This window comes from Modicisalibacter tunisiensis (assembly GCF_020148005.1).
GTDB classification, from domain to species: Bacteria; Pseudomonadota; Gammaproteobacteria; order Pseudomonadales; family Halomonadaceae; genus Modicisalibacter; species Modicisalibacter tunisiensis.
On record NZ_JAGXFD010000001.1, the window covers coordinates 2,743,593 to 2,762,413 of the forward strand.

The following is an 18,821-nucleotide window of genomic DNA, read 5'->3' on the forward strand; positions in this document are numbered from 1 at the left end:
GGTCATGGACATCGTCACGGTACCGCCAGCGCCGGATCGTCGCGGGGGAGACGCCATACTGGCGAGCCAGCTCGCTATCCGTGATGCTGGACGGTGCCGCCTGGATTTCAGCACGGACCTTCGGTGTCGTGGTGGCCTGCTTATGCAGCTTGATGTCCATGAACCTGCTCCCGAATGAATTGCTGTAGAAGCTCTCTGGCTGCCAGCAGAGAATAACTCCTATAACTCATTTGATCATCCGGGCCCCTACATTTATGCGCTCGTGATCAAAACCGGGCAGCCATGTAAAACGCCCAGCGAGCTGGGCGTTTTACGGAAAAGGCGAGAAAATATTAGATTTTATATATACAGATCATTTCGGTAACAATGTTTCAGTTACCCAACCTATTAAGAGCGCCTTTCAAAACCTGCCTTGAAGCTTGTTCAGATAGACCAAGGAACAGCCCAGCAGCGTAAAGGCATAATGGATATCGACTCGTCGCTCATAGCGCGTGGTGAGTCGCCTCATCCGGCCCAGCCAGGCAAAGGTTCGTTCGACAACCCAGCGATGGCAGCCGAGTCGCTGACTATCCTCGACACCTCGACGAGCAATACGGGGCTGAATGCCACGTCGCCGACAGGCTCGGCGGCAACGGCGATGATCGCACGCCTTGTCCGCATGGAGTTTGTCGGGACGACGGCGAGGCCGTCCCGGTCGCCCCGACGAAATCGGTGGAACGCTATCGAACAGAGCCGTTAATGGCACACTATCGTTCATGTTGGCTCCCGAAAGCAGGACAGCCAACGGGACTCCCTGACGATCGGTCAGGAGGTGCCGCTTGGTGCCCGGTCTTCCTCGGTCTGTCGGGTTGGGGCCGATCGATGAGCCCCCTTTTTTGCCGGTAAGGAGGCACTGTCCATACAGGCTCGCTCCCAATCCAGTTGATCCGCATGCTGCAAGTGTTCCAGCAGCGTCTGATGCAAGCGTTCCCAGACGCCCGCTTCCTGCCAGTCACGCAGGCGCCGCCAACAGGTCACGCCGGAACCGCATCCCATCTCTTGAGGCAACATCTCCCAAGGGATACCCGAGCGCAGGACGAATAGGATGCCTGTCAGGGCTGCACGATTGGAAACTATCGGCGGACGTCGATACCTTCCGCTACCGCTGGCAGTCCCGCGGCCTGGGGCTGCGGGAGGATATCCAGCCACGTCGTGCCTTTCTCGCCGCCAGCCGGTCGGCGGCCCACGATGCGATCTATCGCCACAGCCTTTACGCCACCGCCCTGACCCGGCCCGACGCCACGCCGCCTCGCGGCGAAGTGCTCCACGAATCCTCGTTGCGCGACTTTTCCTGGGCCCTGTCGCCGGGGCTCAACCAGAACCTCGGTGGGCCGGACGGCTATCTGTATCAGCTCTATGCGCGCCTGGATGCCGAATACCGCACCGACACCAACGGCTGGTTATCCGGCGAAATCGGCGTCAACCTGGCCGACAACCTCGACAATTACACCTACATCGCCGACTCCGAGCTGCCCCGCGTGCGCACGCACATCGGTGACTACCTGGCCGGCAGCCGTGTCGGCATCCACACTCTCCAGTACACCCGCACCACGCATTTCGCCCGCAACTGGTACGCGATGGGCTATGGCGGCCTGCTGGAGATGATGTATGCCGGTGCCGGCGGCGAGGTGCTCTATCGCCCGTTCAACAGCCCGCTGGCCCTGGGCGCCGACCTCAACTGGGTCCGGCAGCGTGATTTCGACCAGCGCTTCGACCTGCGCGATTACAGCACCTGGACCGGCCACGCCACCGCCTACCTGCAGACCGGCGTCGGGGACGTGCTCGCCAAGCTCAGCGTGGGTCGCTATCTCGCCGGAGATCTCGGGACCACGCTCGACCTGTCGCGCCGGTTCGCCAACGGCGTGAACGTGGGCGCCTGGGTGACCCTGACCGATGCCGGCAACGCCTATGGCGAAGGAGATTTCGACAAGGGTGTCTACATCAGCATCCCGCTCGATGCGTTCTTCGTCGAATCCAGCCGCGGTTACTCGACCATTGCCTGGCAGCCACTGACCCGGGACGGTGGCGCGCGTCTCGCCCGGCGCTACTCCCTCTACGGCCTGACGCAGGAGCGCGACATGGGCAGCTACTGGGAAGACGCCAGGACGATCATGGAGCCGTAGCGAAACCTCGCTCGTCCATGGCCGCCGGTCAGCCGCGAGCCCGCACGTCATGGACGACCGGCAAGCGCCTCCTCAGCGGTAACGCCGGGCCAGTTCGCGCATCGCCCCGGCCAGCAGCAGGGCATCGACGCCCACGCCGACGAAGGTGCAGCCGGCGTCCCGCCAGGCCCGGGCCTGGGCGTCATCCAGCGTGATGATGCCGGCGGCCTTGCCGGCGTCGCGAATGCGCCGGATGGCGTCGTCGATGGCCCGCGTGACGGCCGGGTGGTCCGGCTGCCCCGGGTAGCCCATGGCGGCGGAGAGATCCGCCGGGCCGATGAACAGGCCATCCACGCCCTCCACGGCGGCGATGGCCTCGATATTGTCCAGTGCCGCCGGGCTCTCGACCTGCAGGATCAGGCAGACCTCGTCATCGGCCCGGGCAACATAGTCCTCGATCTCGCCCCAGCGCGAGGCCCGCGCCAGCACGCTGCCGACCCCGCGAATGCCCGCGGGCGGATAGCGCGTCGCGGCGACCAGCCGCGCGGCCTGCTCGGCATCCTCGACCATGGGGATCAGGAAGTTCTGCACCCCGATGTCCAGATACTGCTTGAGCAGGACCGGGTCACCGGTCGGCGGGCGCACGACCGGGTGACTCGCATGCGCGGCCATGACCTGCAACTGCCCCAGCAGGCTCTGCAGATCGTTCGGCGCGTGCTCGCCATCGAGCAGCAGCCAGTCGAAGCCGGCCGTGGCCGCCATGTCCGCCACATAAGGGCTCGCCAGCCCCAGCCAGATCCCGTGAAGCACGTCGCCGGCGCTAAGCCGGCGCTTGAAGTCATTTTCGCCCATTTGCATCGTTCATCTCTCCCCATCCCGGATTTCCCGACGTGACGGCGTCAATGACCGTCACGTCACACAACCTGTCATGCAAGCATACACAAGACGTTCGGAATGGCGAGAGCGAACAGCCGATGCTTCAGGCGTTCAGGCAGAGGGCCGATGACGCCGCCCTGCCGCCGAACTCAATCGGCCGGCGTTCCACAATAGGCCCTGAGCTCCTCGACGAGTGCCGCGGGGAGTTCGATGCGCTCGGCATGACGCGCACGCGTGGCATAGCGACGAGCGCCCGGCAGGCGCACGCCATCCTGCTCGAGCATCGCCGTCAGCAGGGTCTCGACATGGGCCGTGTAACCTTCGCCGAAATGCGCCGGATCGAAGGCCAGGATCAGGTGGCCGACCCCGGGCGGCTCCCCTTCGGCTTCGAAGAAGGAAGACGCCTGGAAGCCGAAGTGGCTGCCGGTGAGCCCGGCGGTCAGCAGCTCCACCATCAGTGCCAGCGCTGCGCCCTTGGCATCCCCCGCGGGCACCATGCTGCCGGCGATGGCGGCATCGGGGTCGGTGGTGGGCCGGCCCTCGGTATCGAGCGCCCAGCCCTCGGGAATCGACTCCCCCGCCTTCTTCGCCAACATCACCTTGCCCCGGGCGACCTTCGACAGCGAGAGATCGATCACCAGCGGGTCGGCCTCCGCCCGCGGCGTGGCGAAGGCGATCGGGTTGGTGCCATACAGCGGCCGCTTGCCGCCCCAGGGGGCCATCGCCGAGGGCGCATTGCTGAAGGCCAGCGCCACCAGCCCTTCCCGCGCCAGTTGCTCGACCGGCGCTCCGGCAACACCGAAGTGATGGGACTGGGCGATGGCCACCGCGACCATGCCCAGCTCGCGGGCCAGCGGGATCGCCCGTTCGACGCCGCGGGCGATCGCCGGGAACGCCAGGCCGTGCCGGGCATCGACCCGAATCACCGAGCCCTTGACGTCGACCCGGGCGCGGGCATCGGCGACCACCTTGCCGCTGCGCGCCTGGGCCAGGTAGAACGGCAGGCGCGACAGCCCGTGAGACGGCAGGCCGTCGCGTTCGGCGTCCAGCAGGGCGCGCGCGCAGACACCGGCCTCCCACTCGGGAACACCGACGGCCAGCAGCGCATCGTGTGCCAGAGCCTGCGCCTCGTCCAGCGTCAGTTGCGTCTTCATGCGGGGACTCCCAGCGCGCGGCGCACGTTGTCGATGGTGATCCAGCTGATGCGGGTGTTGGACTCGTGGGTGACCCCGGCGATGTGCGGCGTGGCGATCAGCCCCTCGACCCCGGCCAGCACCGAGCCTGCAGCAAGCGGCTCGTTCTCGAAGACGTCGAGCATCGCCCCGCCCAGGTGGCCTTCGCTCAGGCTGGCCGCCAGGGCCGCCTCATCGACGATGCCGCCACGGGCCGTGTTGATCAGTACGCTGCCGGCTTTCATCCTCGCCAGCGCCGCGGCGTCGATCAGGTGTCGCGTGCCTTCGGTCAGCGGTACATGCAGGCTGACGGCATCCGCCTTCTCCAGCAGCGTCTCGAGTTGCTCGACGCGCCCGACCGTCGCCCAGGCGGCATCGTCCTCGGCCACGAAGGGGTCGAAGGCCATCACCTGCAGCCCCAGATACTGGGCACGCCGCGCCAGATCCCGGGCAATGCCACCGAAGCCCACCAGCCCCAGCACGGCACCCTGGGTTTCATGTCCCATCAGCGCCTGACGCGGCCATTCACCGTCGAGAACCCGCGGTGTCGACAGATAGGCCCCGCGACGCAGCATGAAGATACCGGTCAGCACGTACTCGGCGACCGACACGGTATTGCCGCCGGTCGCCGGCAGTACCTCGATGCCCCGCTCGCGACAGCTATCGAGATCGATGTTGTCCAGCCCGACCCCCAGCCGCCCCACGGCTGTCAGGTCGGGGAACCGATCGAGCAGTTCACGATCGACACGAGTGCGATTGCGCACGATCAGCGCCTTCACACCCTGCCCCAGCCCCAGCAGACGCTCGCGTTCCTCCACCAGCGTCGGGTCGAAGGTGACCTCGCAATCCTTCGCCAGGGCCGCGACGGCCGCCTCGTCCATGAACTCACTGATCAACACATCCGTCATGCCGTTTTCCTCGTTAATCACAATTGACGCCACAGCAGGCCCACCGGCAGCGGCACGTTCAGCACCACGGCGAACAGGGTGTAGAAAGCGCCGATAATGGCCGCCAGGGCGATGGCGTAGCCCCCGACGCGTCGCGGCGTCCAGGCGTGGTAATGCGCCAGCACGGCCAGCGCCGCGGCGCTGATCAGGCTCGCCGCCAGAAAGCCCAGCCACTTGAGCGCGAAGCTCCAGACCAGCATCACCGCGATCAGCCCCAGGCGCCGGCCGACGCTGCCCGGCTCGGGCCGCGCACGCCGCGGATGGACCACGAAGCTCTTGATCAGCAACGCCGCGCTGAAGACCAGCAGCAGCGTGGCGATGGTGCGCGGGAAGACGCTGGCCATGATCGACATGTCCCGGCTGAAGACGATCGCCCCGGTAGCGATGACGATCATCACCACGGCCAGCACGCGATCCGACGGACGGGCGTCGAGCGTCGACGTTTCGTGGTCAGTGGCCATTGGCGGTCTCCTTGGGTGAACGGGTGCGCCAGGCGCGCCACAGCGGGAAGAGCACCGAGAGCAGCACCAGCGCGATGATCGCCAACGACAGCGGCCGACCGAAGAAGGCGCCCATCACCGAGCCGGAGGCATTGCCCATCAGGTAGCCCTGGACGAAGCCCTGCTCGGCGATCGGTCCCAGGATCAGCCCCAGCACGATCGGCGACGGCTTCACGCCGTAGCGCGACAGCACCCAGCCGACCACGCCCAGCACCACCATCACCACCACGTCGAAGGGATTGTTGCGGATGGCGTAGGTGCCGATGATGGTCATGAAGGCGATGCTCGGCACCAGCAGTGCCTTGGGGATGCTGACGATCGACTTGAAGGCATAACGGCCGATCAGCAGCCCGATGGGCAGCATCAGCAACGTGGCGATGAACAGCCCGCCGATGAAGGTGTAGGTGACGCCGACATTGGTGGTGAACATCTCCGGCCCGGTGCGGAATCCCTGGACCAGCAGCGCACCCAGGATCACCGCGTCGGGCGGTGTGCCCGGAATGCCCAGCACGAAGGTAGGGATGAAACCGCCGCCGACGGTGGCATTGTTGGCGGTCTCGGTGGCGATCACGCCGTCCGGCTCGCCCTTGCCGAACTGGTCACTGCGCGGCGAGGTGCGCCGGGCCTCGGAATAGGACACCAGGCTGGCAATCGAGCCGCCGGCCCCCGGCAGGATCGCCACGGCGGTGCCGATGATCGCGCTGCGCAGGGCATTGAACTTGCCCCGCCACATCAGCGAGAGCCCCTCGCCGAAGCGGATGCCGCGCCCCTCCTCGGGCGGCTCCAGGTGAGCGCTGGGTGTGGCCACCAGGTCGATCAGTACCGGGATGCAGTACAGACCGATCAGCGCCGAGATAACTTCCACCCCGCCGAGCAGGAACTGCGAGCCGAACGCGTAACGGATATCAGCGCCGATCACCGAGACGCCGACCGTCGACAGCAGCAGCCCCAGCCCGGCGCCGATGAAGCCCTTGAGAGCGGAGCCTTCCGATAATGCAGAAATCAGGGTCAGTCCGAAGATTGCCAACCAAAAATACTCGACGGATCCGAATTTAAGCGCAACCTGTGCCAGAAGCGGCGCCAGTGTCAAAAGCGCTAACGCCCCCACTAGCCCCCCGACCATCGAGGACATCGTAGAGAGGGTAACCGCCAGATCACCGTCACCACGTTGCGCCATAGGATAGCCGTCGAATGTCGTGGCGATCGCCGCTGGAGTGCCCGGCGTATTGACGAGGATGGCAGCATAGGAGCCGCCATAGATGGCGCCGGTATAGATCGCCCCGAGCATGATCAGTGCGGCTTCGGGCGGCATGCCGAAGGTGACCGGTACCAACACCGCCACCGCCATAGTGGCGGATAGTCCCGGCAAGGCCTCGATGAAGATCCCCGCGGCAACACCCAATACAGCGAGTAGAAAGTTTATTGGGGAGAACGCCACCATCATGAAACTCAAGTTTTCCATAGAACTACCTCCGTACAGGATAACCCTCGAGGTCGGAGTACCGTTTTCCAGGAATTACCGATTGGCTCATTCGATGATGCCCATGCTGCGTGCAACCTCCTCGTAGGCCTGTTTCTGCTCGGCCATGAACTCATCCACATCGCCGTAGGGCACATTGATCAGCACGAAGCCCAGGTTTTCCATCTTCTGACGGAACTCTGGATTCTGGTTGATCTGCTGGAAGAGGCTCGAGAGGTTCTCGGTCACGTCCTCAGGCGTTCCCTTGGGTACCGCCATGCCGCGGTAGGCCCCGCCGGTCATGTCGTAGCCGAGCTCCTTGAAGGTCGGCACGTCCGGGAACAGCGGATGACGCTCGTCGGCGGCCACCGCCAGCATGCGTACCTTGTCCTTGTGGTTGGCCGCGGTGGTGGTATAGCCCCACTCGGCCTGCACCTGGCCGCCGAGCAGCGCGGTGACCGCCGCCCCGGTGCCCTTGAAGGGGATGTAGGTGGTCTTGACGTCGGCCATGGACTCGAAGCGCCGGTTGGCGATGTCGTTGGCCGACTGGGTCCCGCTGCCCGAGACGGTGACGCTGCCCGGCGCCTTCTTGGCGGCGGCGATCAGGTCATCGAGGGTCTTGTAGGGACTGTCCTTCTTGACGATCAGCGCGTCCGGCGAATAGTGGAAGTAGAAGAAGTTCTTCAGGTCCTCGGTCTTGAAACCCGGGTCCTTGCCCATCGGCTTGAGAATGATGTGCGGCAGGTTGGTGCCCATGATGGTATAGCCATCGCCATCCATCTCGTTGAGCTGCGACCAGCCGACCGCACCCCCGCCACCGGCCATGTACTGGATGATCAGCTGCTGGCCGGTGATGTCCTGGAAGTACTTCTGCTGCAGGCGGGCGCTGATGTCCGACTCGCCGCCCGGGCCGAAGGGAATGATGTACTGGATGTTGTGATCGGGAAAGGAGCCCGCATCGGCGGCCATGGCAGGGCCGGCGATGGCGGCGGCGCTGAGCAGCCCGCCCATGAGGGCACCCAGTTTCCAGGTCTTGAAGCGTGTCTGGCGCATGTTTCGGTCTCCGATTCGGTTTGTTGCTGTTGTTGTGCTTCGGTATGGAGCGAGCCCGCGGGCCCGGCGACACATCGCCCATCGCCATGTCGCGATGCGCGGTGTTGCTCTTGTCGTTCTCGGTTGGCGGCGGACCGGCCCCAGTATTACGCATTCCGGCCTCGCCGCGCTGTCTGTCGATACCGTTCTTTGGTCTAGACGCCCTCGGCCTTTTTGCTCAAGGCCATGCTGTTCTCGCCAGACGAGGCCGTCATGGTGCCGTGAGGGAGAAGCGGTTTACCTCGCCTGCAACTCATGTATATGACATAGTATATAAAACAGTCAAGGAGATGTCGGCATGCCCTTTCCCCGGTATACTTCGGCCCACGACACATCCTCATCGCCAAGGACGACCCAGGCCCCCTCCAACATGAGTGCTCCGAAAAGCCCCACGTTTCAGCCCCTCTACCGGCAGATCAAGGACCTGCTGCTCGAGCGGATCACCGCCGGCGAATGGCCGCCGGGGACCTTCATCCCCAGCGAGGCCTCGCTGGCCGCCAGCTACAACGTCAGCGTCGGTACCCTGCGCAAGGCGCTTGACGAACTGGTGGCCGACAACGTCGTGGTCCGTCGCCAGGGCAAGGGCACCGCCGTGGCCACCCACGATGCCGACCGGGCCCTGTTCCGCTTCTTCAACGTGGTACGTCGGGACGGTGAGCGCAGCCTGCCGGTCTCCCGGGTGCTGGGCCGCTCGCGCCGCCGGGCGACGGACGAGGAAGCCACGGCGCTGCAGCTCCCCGCGGACGCCGAGGTGATCCATATCCGGCGCATTCGCGAGCTGGAAGGCAAGCCGACCCTGCTCGAGACCATCGTGCTGGATGCCGGCACCTTCGCCACGCTCGAGCATCAGCCCGAGGTGCTGCCCAATACCCTCTATCAGCTCTATCAACAGCAGTTCGGCGCCACCGTCGCCCACGCCGACGAGCAGCTCGTGGCGGTGCGTGCCGACGTTCAGGACGTGGCCCACCTGGGCGTGGAACCCGGCGAGCCGCTGATCGAGATCCGCCGTGTCGCCCAGGACTATCAGGACCAGCCGCTGGAGCTGCGCATCTCGCGGCTGGCGACAAATGAGTACTGCTATGCCAGCCGGCTGTAGCATCGAGAATGAATCCAATGACGCGGCCGCCGGGCGTTGCCGGCGGCCGTGTGTCGTGAGTGAAAGGAAGGCGCGGGGCGAGTTCAGGGGGTAAGCACGATCTTCGCGGCGGCGGTACGCCCCGCGGCCAGGTCGGCGAAGGCATCGGCGCCGTCGGCGAGCTGGCGGATCTCGACCCACTCCAGGTTGCCGAGGGCCCTGGACGCCAGCAGGTCGACCGTCGCCCGCAGGTCGTTCTGCGTGTAGGTGTAGGCGCCGAGAAAGGTGACTTCCTTGAGGGTGAGGCTGCGCACATCCAGCGGCCCGTCGTTGTCCTGCAGGCCCAGGTGCATCACGGCCCCGCCCGGGCGCACCGCCTGTATCGCCATCGCGCGTGTCGCCGACGCCCCCACGCAGTCGAACACCGCCTCCACGCTGTCGGCGTCGACAGCCGTGTCGCGCGGGTCGATCACCGTCAGCCCCGCCTTCTCGGCGGTCTCGCGGCGCAGCGGGTTGGTGTCGGCCAGGGTCAGCCGACGCACGCCGCGCTGGCGCAGCATCAGGCCGACCAGCAGCCCCACCGCCCCGGCACCGATCACCAGCGCATTGGCCTCGGCCAGCGGCCGGGTGAGGCTGCGCTCCAGGCGGTTGATGGCGTGCAGCGCCGTCGCCGCCGGCTCGGTGAGCGCCGCGGCCACCGGCTCCAGGTCCTCGGGCAGCTCGATCAGGCAGTGATCCGGCACCACCACGCTCTCGGCAAAGGTGCCGGGCCGGTTCATCCCCAGCATGGTGCGGTTGCTGCACAGGTTCTGGCGGCCCTCGAGGCAGTAGTCGCAGTGGCCGCAGACCACCAGCGGGTTCATGGTCACCCGCTTGCCGGCCAGCGCCCCCTCGATGACCTCGCCGGCCGCTTCGTGACCGAGGATCATCGGCGGCACCCGACGCGGGTCGTGGCCGTGGTAGGCATGCAGGTCGGAGCCGCAGATCCCGGTCGCCAGGATGCGCACTCGCGACTCGCCGGCAGCCAGCGGCGGCACCTCGGTCTCGCGGATCTCGAGCCGATCGGGGCCCGTATAGAAAAGCGCTTGCATCATGTGTTCCTCCAGTGAGTCGCTAGCGCGCGGTAAAGCCGCCGTCGACGAACAGCGTCTGCCCGGTGACGTAGGCCGAGGCCGGCGAGGCGAAGAAGACCGTGGGCCCGGCGATATCCTCCAGGGTGCCGTTGCGGCCGATCGCGGTGCGCGCCGCCAGTTCGCGGGCGCGTTCCGGGTCGTCGAACAGCGAGGCGGTCAGCTCGGTGGGAAAGAAGCCGGGAGCGATGGCGTTGGCGTTGATGCCGTCCCGCGACCAGGCCTCGGCCATCGCCCGGGTCAGCTGGACGATGCCGCCCTTGCCGGCGCCGTAGGGCGCACTGTCCGGGAAGGCGCGCTGTGACTGCAGCGACGCCAGGTTGATGATGCGCCCGTAGCCACGCTCGCGCATGCCGGGCACCAGGGCCCGGGCGAGAAAGAACGGCGTGCCCAGATGCAGCTGCAGGGTCAGGTTCCAGCTGGCCAGGTCCACCTCGTCGATGGGCTGGCGCAGGTTGACCCCCGCCGCGTTGACCAGCACCGTGACCGGGCCGAACGGCTCGGCGGCGCGCTGTGCCACGCTCTCGAGTGCGGCCGCATCGGCGAGATCGGCGACCAGGGCGGCCGCACGACCGCCCTCCTGCTCGATGGCCGCCACCGTGTCGTCGAGCGCGGCTCGCCGCCGCGCCGCGACCACCACCGCGGCCCCGGCCGCGGCCAGCGCCTGGGCCATGCCCCGACCCAGTCCGCTGCTGCCGCCGGTGACCAGCGCCACCTGCCCCGTGAGATCGAAGGCCGGGCGCATGTCACACCTCCTCGTCGATCACCAGATCGAAGTGCTCGCCGGGATAGTACTTGGCCAGACGCACGTCGCCGGTCCGCGCATGCCCTTCCATGCCCTCGCAGCGCGACAGCCGCGCGGTCGTCGCCGCCACGTCGCGGGTCGCCTCGCGGGACTGGCGCTGGTAGGTGACGATCTTGAGGAACTTCTGGGCACACAGGCCGCCGGTGTAGCGGGCCGCCCCCTTGGTGGGCAAGATGTGGTTGGTCCCGGAACACTTGTCGCCGAAGGCGACCGTGGTCTCCTCGCCGACAAACAGCGACCCGTAGCTGGTTAATTTCGCCACCCACCAGTCCAGATCCTCGACCTGCAGCTCGAGGTGCTCGGAGGCGTAACGGTCGCTGACCTCGACCACCTCCTCGCGGCTGTCGCAGATCACGATCTCGCCGTAATCGCGCCAGGCGGCATCGGCGGCCTTGGACTGGGTCTCCGGTAGATCCGCGATCAGCCCGGGAATCCGCTCGCTGACCGCATCGGCCAGCGCACGCGAGGTCGTGAACAGCCAGGCCGGTGAATCCGGACCGTGTTCGGCCTGGCCGACCAGGTCGGTGGCGACGATATGCGGGTCTGCCGAGTCATCGGCAATGATGCCGATCTCGGTGGGCCCGGCGAACATGTCGATGCCGCAACGACCGAACAACTGCCGCTTGGCCTCGGCGACGAAGCGGTTGCCGGGCCCCACCAGGATGTCGGCGGGCTTGCCGGTGAACAGCCCGAAAGCCATCGAGGCGATGCCCTGCACGCCACCCATCTGCAAAATGGTGTCGGCGCCGGCCAGATCCATGGCGTAGAGGATCGCCGGATGGATGCCGTTCTCGTCGCGCGGCACCGAGCAGGCGATGACGTTCTTGACCCCGGCGGTTCGGGCCGTCGCCACGCTCATGATCGCCGAGGCGATGTGCGCGTAGCGCCCGCCCGGCACGTAGCAGCCGGCGGTCTCCATGGGGATCAGCTTCTGCCCGGCGAACAGGCCCGGCGAAAGTTCGGTCTCGAACTCGCGGATGCTGTCGCGCTGCGCCGCGGCAAAACGCGACACCCGTTCGTAGGCGAACTGGATATCGGCCTTGAGCTGCTCCGGAACCTTGGCCTTCGCCGCCTCGATCTGCTCGCGCGAGACCACCACGTCGCCTTCCCAGCCATCGAGTTTCTGGCAGTACTCCTTGGCCTTCGCCTCGCCGTCGGCCTCGATCTCGGCCAGCATCCGCGACACGATCTCCTGGGTCTGGTCATAACCCGTCGAGGCATTCTTCTCCGCTTTCTTGTAGTAATCGATAGCCATTGCCGTTCTCCTTCGTGCTTGTTGTGGTCGTGGCGCCCTCCGTGAGGACCGCTTCACGACGTTTTGGATAGCGAGACATACCATTTATGTAAGCGCTTACAATTCGTCACGCATCCCATTGCCCATCAAAGCTGGTTCACTGCCTGCCTACAGGGCCCAGGTCGACAGCCAGGGCACGAAGGCCACCAGCAGCACCACCGCCAGCATCCCGATGACGAACGGCACGGCATGCCGGGCCACCGCCAGTACCGAACAGCGGGTCAGACCGGAGACGACGAACAGGTTCAGCCCCAGGGGTGGCGTGATGAAGCCCAGCCCCAGCGTCGTCACCATCAGGATGGCGAAGTGGAACTCGTTCATGCCCGCCTGCTGCGCCAGCGGCAGCAGCAACGGCGAGAGGATGACGATGTTGGGCGTGGTCTCCATCACGCAGCCGGCCAGCACCAGGATGCCGATCATCATCAGGATGATCAGGGTCGGCGAGTCGGTCATTGCGCTCACCCCGCCGACCAGGGTCTGCGGAATGTTGAGGCTGGAGAGCGTCTGCGCCAGGGGCAGCGAGACGGCGATGATCGGCACGATCACCCCGCAGACCCGCGCCGAGGACTCGAGCATCCGCGGGATGTCGCCCAGCACCAGTCGCTTCTGCAGCAGACCGATGATCACCACCACCACCACGGCCACCGCTGCGGCCTCGGTGGGCGTGAAGATGCCCGAGTAGATGCCGCCGAGGATCACCACCGGCACGAACAGCGCCCAGCGGGCATCCCAGACCGTGCTCAGCCAGCGCCGCCAGGAAAAGGGCGACTTTTCGGCCTCGTAGCCATAGCGCCGGTTGATCAGCATGTTGGTGAGCATCACCGACATCATCACCAGTACCCCGGGGATCGCCGCCGCCAGGAACAGCGTGGAGGCGGACATGCCCAGCACCAGCCCCATCACGATGTAGGCGATGGAGGGCGGGATCAGGATGCCGGTACAGGCCCCCGACGCCACCAGCGCACAGGCCGCCGGCAGCGGATAGCCGCGATCGACCAGGCGATGGATGGTCATGCGCCCCACCGCCGCCGCCCCCGCGGCATCCGAGCCCGAGATGCAGGCGAAGAAGCCGCAGCCGAGGGTGGTCGAGTTGCCCAGCCCGGTCCGCAACCCGCCGACCGTGGCCTCGGCCACGTCGAGCAGCTTGTCGGACAACCCCGATCGCACCAGGGCGTCACCGGTCAGGATGAACAGCGGGACCGCGATGAGCGCGAAGGCATTGATGCCGTCGAAGAGCGCCTCGCCGAATACCGACAGCGGCAACGTCTCGGTCAGCGTCAACATGCCCAGGGCGCCCAGGCCGATCGAGACCCAGACCGGCACGCCGAGCGCGATCATCGCCACCAGCAACCCAAGCGGCAGATAGAAGGTCCAGTCCAGCGACGACACGGCCTGCTGTGCAGCGAGAAATTCCATGCGTCACCTCCTCAATCGAAAAGCTTGTTGCCATCGAACGGTGGCTGGCCCCGGCGCATGCGCTGGATATCCATCACCATCGACTGCACGACCCGCCCCGCGACGACCAGAAAGCCCAGCGGGATCGCGACCAGGAAGATCGCCTGCGAGACCCGCAGCCCCGGCGTCACCGAACCGAACTGCAGCGAGGTCATCACCGGCGACAGCGAGAGCCAGAGTGCCCAGATCGCCAGCACCAGCGTGGCGATGTCCGACAGCCACCAGGCCAGCCGGCGGACCCGCGGTCCGCCGAGATTGACCAGCACGTCGATGCGAATGTGCGCACGGTCCCTGACCGCGGCGGCCGCGGCAATCCACGCCAGGTAGATGAAGGCATAGCGCGACAGCTCCTCGCCCCAGACGGACGAATAATCGAGCAGGAAGCGACGCAGCACCTCGACCGACACGGTGGTGATGATCAAGGCGTAGAACGTCAGCAGGACCCAGCGCTCGACCCGGCGATCGAGGACCGAGAACCGGTCGCCCCATGAGCGGCGTTGCGGCTTTTTCTCAGACATTGCTGTCGACGTGATAGCCATTTGACACCCCCGTCGCCTCCAGCAACGCGTTGAAGTTGTCCATCGACCCGGCCAGCTGGACCTTGAGGTCGTTCCAGGTCTCCAGCTGATGACCGCACTTGGCCTTCCACTGGGCGACCTCGTCCTCGGTCGGCGAATAGATGTCGATGCCGGCGTGACGCATCTCGTAGTAGGCGTAGGCCCGCGCCGCCGGCACCTTGGCCAGGTTCTCGCGGAAGGTCACGTCGGAAGCACGCATGATGGCGTCCTGAACGTCCTTGGGCCGAGCGTCGAACCACTGCTTGTTGCAGGTGTAGACCTGGGCATCGGGCACCGACTGGATGGTCGAGATCGAAGCCAGCACATCGGTGAAGCCGTAGACGAAGAGCGCCTGAACGCTGGGATCCAGCGCATCCGCCACGCCCTGCTTCATCGCCGAGGAGGTCTCGCCCCAGGCCACGGGCGTCGGGTTGGCGCCGGCCAGCTTGTAGACCTTCTGCAGGATCTGCGAGGACGGCACGCGGAACTTGATGCCGCGAATGTCGTCGGGAGTGCGCACCGGATGGTCGAGCAGCCCCTTGCGCACGGCCACCGTCCGCGGGTCGATGCAGACGTAGGACAGTACCTTGAAGCCGCGATCCTCGACCTTGCCGTGCACCACGTCCTTCCAGGTGTCGGAGGTGACCAGGTTGATCAGGTGCTGGTTCTCGCCGCACCAGTAGGGAATGTTGATCAGGTCGACCTCCGGTGCGAACGCCGAGAGGTTCGACATCGAGTGCTGAGCCATGGCGATGGTGCCGTTCTGCACCTTGGTGATCAGGGCGCCGCCGGCGCCCAGCTGGCCGCCCGGCTGCAGACGCACGTAGAGCTTGCCGCGGCTGAAGTTCTGCAGGTTCTCCTTGAAGTTGAGCTGCATGATCGGATAGGCGCGCGAGGCCCCGAGCCGATAGCCGGTGGCCATGACCAGCACCGTGTCCGCGGCCTTTTCACGCTCGGCCTCCTCCTGGGAGATGGCGGCCATGGCCGATTCCGAGAACAGGCTGCCGCCGAGCGCCCCGATCAGCGCGGTCGTGAAGCCGTAGCGGCCGACCATGTTCAGAAAGTGACGGCGCTCGGGGCGCTGTGGCTCGGCGTTGTCGCCGGACGTGCGTGTGAAGAGTCTGGATTGGCGTAGCATGCTGAAGCTCCTGTGTTGTTATCGTGGTGCTGCATGGTGGGATTTCGACCGCCCACCTGGCCCGCTACTCGAGTCGGATGCAGGCCGTGATGAAGCAGGCGACGGCCGCAACGAGCAGCACCGCCTCCTCCGCCGGTGACAGCGAGAAAAGCGGGATTCCGGCGCTTTCCAGGGCCACTCGCGCGAGAAAGACCGCCATCAGCAGGCCCGCGATGGCCAGCAGGATGCGACCATGGCGGCGATGGGACGTGGTTTTCGTCGTCTGCATCATGCCTCTCCTGTTGTTGTTGTGCGGTCGCTTACAAGCCATTATTGTAAGCGCTTACAATTAAGCTACTCTCAAAGCTAGTCAAGGGTCCACATGCTGTCCAGTTAGACGTTCGTCAACATGACTGGGGCCTGCCGGACGCGGGTGGTACGCTCAAGCAAACACTCAAGAGGCTCATCATGAACAGGGATGCCAAACGCACGTTGCTCCAGGACGTCGCCCGGGAAGCCGGCGTCTCCACGGCATCGGTGTCGCGGGTGCTCAACCGGGCACCGCATGTCAGCGAGCGGCTGCGCAACCGGGTGGAAGCGGCGATCGACAGCCTCGGCTATGTCCCCGACGGCACCGCCAGGGCGCTGGCCTCGCGGCGTATCGGCGCCATCGGCGCGCTGGTGCCGACGCTCGACAACCCGGTCTTCAGCGCGATGATCGATAGCCTCGAGCAGCGCCTCAAGCAGTACGACTGCCGGCTGCTGATCGCCACCTATCGCTACAGTCTCGATGAGGAAGTCGAATCGCTGCGCACCCTGATCCAGCAGGGTATCGATGGTGCGGTGCTGATCGGCCATGATCACCTCCCCGCCACGCTGGAACTGTTCCGGCGTCACGAGGTGCCCTACCTGACCTGCTGGCACAGCGAGGAAGACCCGGACTGGCCGAGCATCGGTTTCGACAACGCCGCCCCGGCCCGGCATCTGGCCGAGCACCTGATCGACCTCGGGCACCGCCGATTCGGCGTCATCTCGGCGCCCGTCGACGGCAACGACCGCGCCCGCGCTCGCCTGGCGGGCTTTCGTCAGGCACTCGAGACCGCCGGGCTCGACCTGGCCGACGACCATGTCGTCACCGTCGAGTACGGGATCGAGGAAGGGGCGGCGGCATTCGCCGAACTGATGCGGCTCATGCCCCGCCCCACGGCGATACTCTGCGGCAACGACGTGCTGGCGTTCGGGGCCATGTTCGCCGCGGCACAGGCAGGTATCGCGATTCCCGACGACCTGTCGATCACCGGATTCGACGACCTGCCGCAGTCGCGCTTCATGCACCCGGCACTGACCACCGTGGCCGCGCCTTCCGCCGAGGTGGGCCGGCTGGTGGCCGACACCCTGGTCGCGCGCATTCGCGGTGACCAGACGCCTCATCGTCAGGTGCTCGAGGCGCGAGTGGTGCTGCGGGGCACCACGGCCCCGCCGCTGCACGAGATGGAGCCGGCGTGAGGCAGCTCGTCGCTGCCCCATCCGCCGCCCGTGCCTCTGGCAACCCATCGCCTTACGCACTCTCGTAGAGGCGCGTGAACACGAACTCCCGGTGCCCCAGTGCCTCGGCGCTGGTATTCCGGCCGTTGGCCGTGCGCAGCAGCATTTCCAGCAGCTGATCCCCTGCCTCCGGCATGTTGATCTCGCGGCGCAGCAGGCCCGAGACATCGACGTCGATGTGCTCGCCCATCGTGCGCACCGTGCGCGGATTGGCGCAGATCTTGATCACCGGCAGGATCGGGTTGCCGATCACGTTGCCCTGGCCGGTCGGGAAGAAGTGCGCCACGTAGCCGGATGCCGCGCACAGCGTCACCATCTCTGCCGCCGCCGACGAGGAATCCATGAACCACAGCCCCGGCCCGGTGGGTGTCTCGGCCTTGTCGAGCACGCCGTCGACCCGGCATTCCTTGCCGATCTTCTGGATGTTGCCCAGCGCCTTTTCCTCGATGGTGGTCAACCCGCCCTCGATGTTGCCCTTGGTGGGCTGCGACTCGGACAGGTCGCTGGTCTTGTGGCGATCGATCATCGCGCTGTAGCGGTCGAACATCGCCTGGAATTCCTCGCGCACCTTGTCGTTGGCGCAGCGCGCGGCCACCAGATGCTCGCCGCCGGTGAGCTCGGAGGTCTCGCCGAACACCAGGGTACAGCCCTCGGCGTAGAGCTTGTCGAAGGCATCGCCGACGGTGGGGTTGGCACCGCACCCGGAGGTGGTGTCGGATTCGCCGCACTTGGTGGAAACCCACAGCTCACCGATGTCGCACGGTTCGCGCTGCAGCTCGGTGGCGTACTGCACGAATTCGCGGGCCTTGCGCGAGGCCGCGGCGATGGTGTTGTGGTCGCCGTTCTGCTCGATCCAGAAGCCTTCCACCGGCTTGCCGGTGGCACGGATGCCGTCGACCACCTTGCCGGTCCAGCCGGGCTCGATGCCGATCACGATCACCGCGGCAACATTGGGGTTGGAGCCGGTGCCGATCAGGGTGCGGAAGTGCAGATCCAGGTCGGCGCCGAACTGCAGCCGGCCATAGGGGTGCGGCAGCGCCAGCGTGCCCTTGATGTTGTTGGCCACCGCTTCCGCCGCGGCATTGGAGATGTCGTCCACCGGCAGCACGATCACGTGGTTGCGGATGCCGACCCGGCCGTTGTCCCGACGATAGCCCAGGAAGGTACGTCCCTTGAGTTCCATGCTTACCACCTCTTGGTCTTGACGTTGTGAACGTGAACGTGCTCGCCCTGGCGAATCGGCTTCACCACCCGCCCGATGTCGACGCTGTACTTGATCACCGTCTCGCCCTCGGCGAGATCGCGGATCGCCAGCTTGTGGCCGATCGGGATCGCGTCCTTGACCTCGAACTGCAGGGTCTTGTCCTGATCCATTACCCAGCCGGTCAGCGTCTGACCCGCCTGGACCCCTTCCACCACCACCACGCCGACCGCGTCGTCGGCATCGTGGACCACGAAATCGATGCTCATGCTCCTCTCCTTGTTGTTGCCCGAGCGACGCCTCGGCGTCGCCTCAACTCATGTATATGACATAGTATATAGGACAGTCAAGCAATCTCGACAAGATTATCAATGCGGCCGACAGACGCACACATGCCTGCCACGGCCCTGAAAGGCGCCGCAGTGTGGAACACGAAACAACGGAGGGAACGAAGC

Annotated in this window: 18 protein-coding genes and 2 pseudogenes; 3 read left to right on the forward strand and 17 right to left on the reverse strand. The window is 66.0% G+C overall.

The genetic code is table 11. The features are described 5' to 3' along the window. Positions 1–160 (reverse strand): annotated as a pseudogene (locus tag KGQ91_RS12910) (helix-turn-helix domain-containing protein); the annotation flags it as partial. A 240-nt stretch (positions 161–400) separates the two neighbouring features. Further along, positions 401–1,125: pseudogene (locus tag KGQ91_RS12915) on the reverse strand (IS5 family transposase); the annotation flags it as partial. A 41-nt stretch (positions 1,126–1,166) separates the two neighbouring features. Between KGQ91_RS12915 and KGQ91_RS12920 the strand changes: the two are divergent. Continuing rightward, on the forward strand, positions 1,167–2,162 hold the full coding sequence (locus tag KGQ91_RS12920) for a YjbH domain-containing protein (RefSeq protein WP_263479101.1): 996 nt from the start codon (positions 1,167–1,169) through the stop codon (positions 2,160–2,162). A gap of 72 nt (positions 2,163–2,234) precedes the next feature. On the opposite strand, the gene KGQ91_RS12925 is transcribed toward KGQ91_RS12920, so the two are convergent. From KGQ91_RS12925 to KGQ91_RS12950, 6 genes are all read right to left on the reverse strand, one after another. After that, positions 2,235–2,999: an aldolase/citrate lyase family protein gene (locus KGQ91_RS12925; protein WP_163650572.1), complete on the reverse strand. Its 765-nt coding sequence runs from the start codon at positions 2,997–2,999 to the stop codon at positions 2,235–2,237. A 167-nt stretch (positions 3,000–3,166) separates the two neighbouring features. After that, positions 3,167–4,171 (reverse strand): Ldh family oxidoreductase, encoded by a 1,005-nt coding sequence (locus tag KGQ91_RS12930; protein ID WP_163650571.1) that lies wholly within the window; start codon positions 4,169–4,171, stop codon positions 3,167–3,169. Beyond that, positions 4,168–5,097, reverse strand: a complete 930-nt coding sequence (locus tag KGQ91_RS12935) for a hydroxyacid dehydrogenase (RefSeq protein ID WP_163650570.1) — start codon at positions 5,095–5,097, stop codon at positions 4,168–4,170. The genes KGQ91_RS12930 and KGQ91_RS12935 overlap by 4 nt, the downstream gene beginning before the upstream one ends. A gap of 17 nt (positions 5,098–5,114) precedes the next feature. Then, positions 5,115–5,597, reverse strand: a complete 483-nt coding sequence (locus tag KGQ91_RS12940; protein ID WP_163650569.1) for a tripartite tricarboxylate transporter TctB family protein — start codon at positions 5,595–5,597, stop codon at positions 5,115–5,117. Further along, positions 5,587–7,098, reverse strand: coding sequence for a tripartite tricarboxylate transporter permease (locus tag KGQ91_RS12945; protein WP_224421139.1), 1,512 nt, complete (start codon positions 7,096–7,098; stop codon positions 5,587–5,589). Before KGQ91_RS12945 ends, KGQ91_RS12940 begins: the two co-directional genes overlap by 11 nt. Positions 7,099–7,164: 66 nt before the next feature. Next, complete coding sequence (locus KGQ91_RS12950; protein ID WP_224421140.1) at positions 7,165–8,148, reverse strand: tripartite tricarboxylate transporter substrate binding protein; 984 nt, start codon at positions 8,146–8,148, stop codon at positions 7,165–7,167. A 409-nt stretch (positions 8,149–8,557) separates the two neighbouring features. Between KGQ91_RS12950 and KGQ91_RS12955 the strand changes: the two genes are divergently transcribed. Then, complete coding sequence (locus tag KGQ91_RS12955; RefSeq protein WP_224421141.1) at positions 8,558–9,283, forward strand: GntR family transcriptional regulator; 726 nt, start codon at positions 8,558–8,560, stop codon at positions 9,281–9,283. A gap of 83 nt (positions 9,284–9,366) precedes the next feature. Here the strand turns inward: KGQ91_RS12955 and KGQ91_RS12960 are convergent, their stop codons facing one another. The 7 genes from KGQ91_RS12960 to KGQ91_RS12990 all read right to left on the reverse strand — a co-directional run bounded on the left by KGQ91_RS12960 (position 9,367) and on the right by KGQ91_RS12990 (position 15,912). Continuing rightward, positions 9,367–10,356 carry an alcohol dehydrogenase catalytic domain-containing protein gene (locus tag KGQ91_RS12960; RefSeq protein WP_205596290.1) on the reverse strand — a complete coding sequence of 330 codons (990 nt, stop codon included), beginning with the start codon at positions 10,354–10,356 and terminating at the stop codon, positions 9,367–9,369. A gap of 19 nt (positions 10,357–10,375) precedes the next feature. After that, positions 10,376–11,137: an SDR family NAD(P)-dependent oxidoreductase gene (locus KGQ91_RS12965; protein WP_224421142.1), complete on the reverse strand. Its 762-nt coding sequence runs from the start codon at positions 11,135–11,137 to the stop codon at positions 10,376–10,378. 1 nt (position 11,138) lies between these two features. Continuing rightward, the gene (hisD, locus tag KGQ91_RS12970; RefSeq protein ID WP_224421143.1) at positions 11,139–12,452 is read right to left on the reverse strand and encodes a histidinol dehydrogenase; all 1,314 of its coding nucleotides are present in this window, start codon (positions 12,450–12,452) and stop codon (positions 11,139–11,141) included. 147 nt (positions 12,453–12,599) lie between these two features. After that, positions 12,600–13,907, reverse strand: coding sequence for a TRAP transporter large permease (locus KGQ91_RS12975; protein WP_224421144.1), 1,308 nt, complete (start codon positions 13,905–13,907; stop codon positions 12,600–12,602). 11 nt (positions 13,908–13,918) lie between these two features. After that, on the reverse strand, positions 13,919–14,464 hold the full coding sequence (locus tag KGQ91_RS12980) for a TRAP transporter small permease (RefSeq protein ID WP_224421145.1): 546 nt from the start codon (positions 14,462–14,464) through the stop codon (positions 13,919–13,921). Next, positions 14,457–15,641: a TRAP transporter substrate-binding protein gene (locus KGQ91_RS12985; RefSeq protein WP_224421146.1), complete on the reverse strand. Its 1,185-nt coding sequence runs from the start codon at positions 15,639–15,641 to the stop codon at positions 14,457–14,459. Before KGQ91_RS12985 ends, KGQ91_RS12980 begins: the two co-directional genes overlap by 8 nt. Before the next feature lie 64 nt (positions 15,642–15,705). Continuing rightward, positions 15,706–15,912, reverse strand: coding sequence for a hypothetical protein (locus tag KGQ91_RS12990; RefSeq protein ID WP_163650560.1), 207 nt, complete (start codon positions 15,910–15,912; stop codon positions 15,706–15,708). 176 nt (positions 15,913–16,088) lie between these two features. Here KGQ91_RS12990 and KGQ91_RS12995 point away from each other — a divergent pair, with 176 nt between their 5' ends. Beyond that, positions 16,089–17,126, forward strand: a complete 1,038-nt coding sequence (locus tag KGQ91_RS12995; protein ID WP_163650559.1) for a LacI family DNA-binding transcriptional regulator — start codon at positions 16,089–16,091, stop codon at positions 17,124–17,126. A 52-nt stretch (positions 17,127–17,178) separates the two neighbouring features. Here the strand turns inward: KGQ91_RS12995 and suyB are convergent, their stop codons facing one another. Together suyB and KGQ91_RS13005 are read right to left on the reverse strand one after the other, a co-directional pair. Continuing rightward, on the reverse strand, positions 17,179–18,348 hold the full coding sequence (gene suyB, locus KGQ91_RS13000; RefSeq protein ID WP_163650558.1) for a (2R)-sulfolactate sulfo-lyase subunit beta: 1,170 nt from the start codon (positions 18,346–18,348) through the stop codon (positions 17,179–17,181). 2 nt (positions 18,349–18,350) lie between these two features. Then, positions 18,351–18,635, reverse strand: coding sequence for a UxaA family hydrolase (locus KGQ91_RS13005; RefSeq protein WP_163650557.1), 285 nt, complete (start codon positions 18,633–18,635; stop codon positions 18,351–18,353). Between the last annotated feature and the right edge of the window lie 186 nt (positions 18,636–18,821).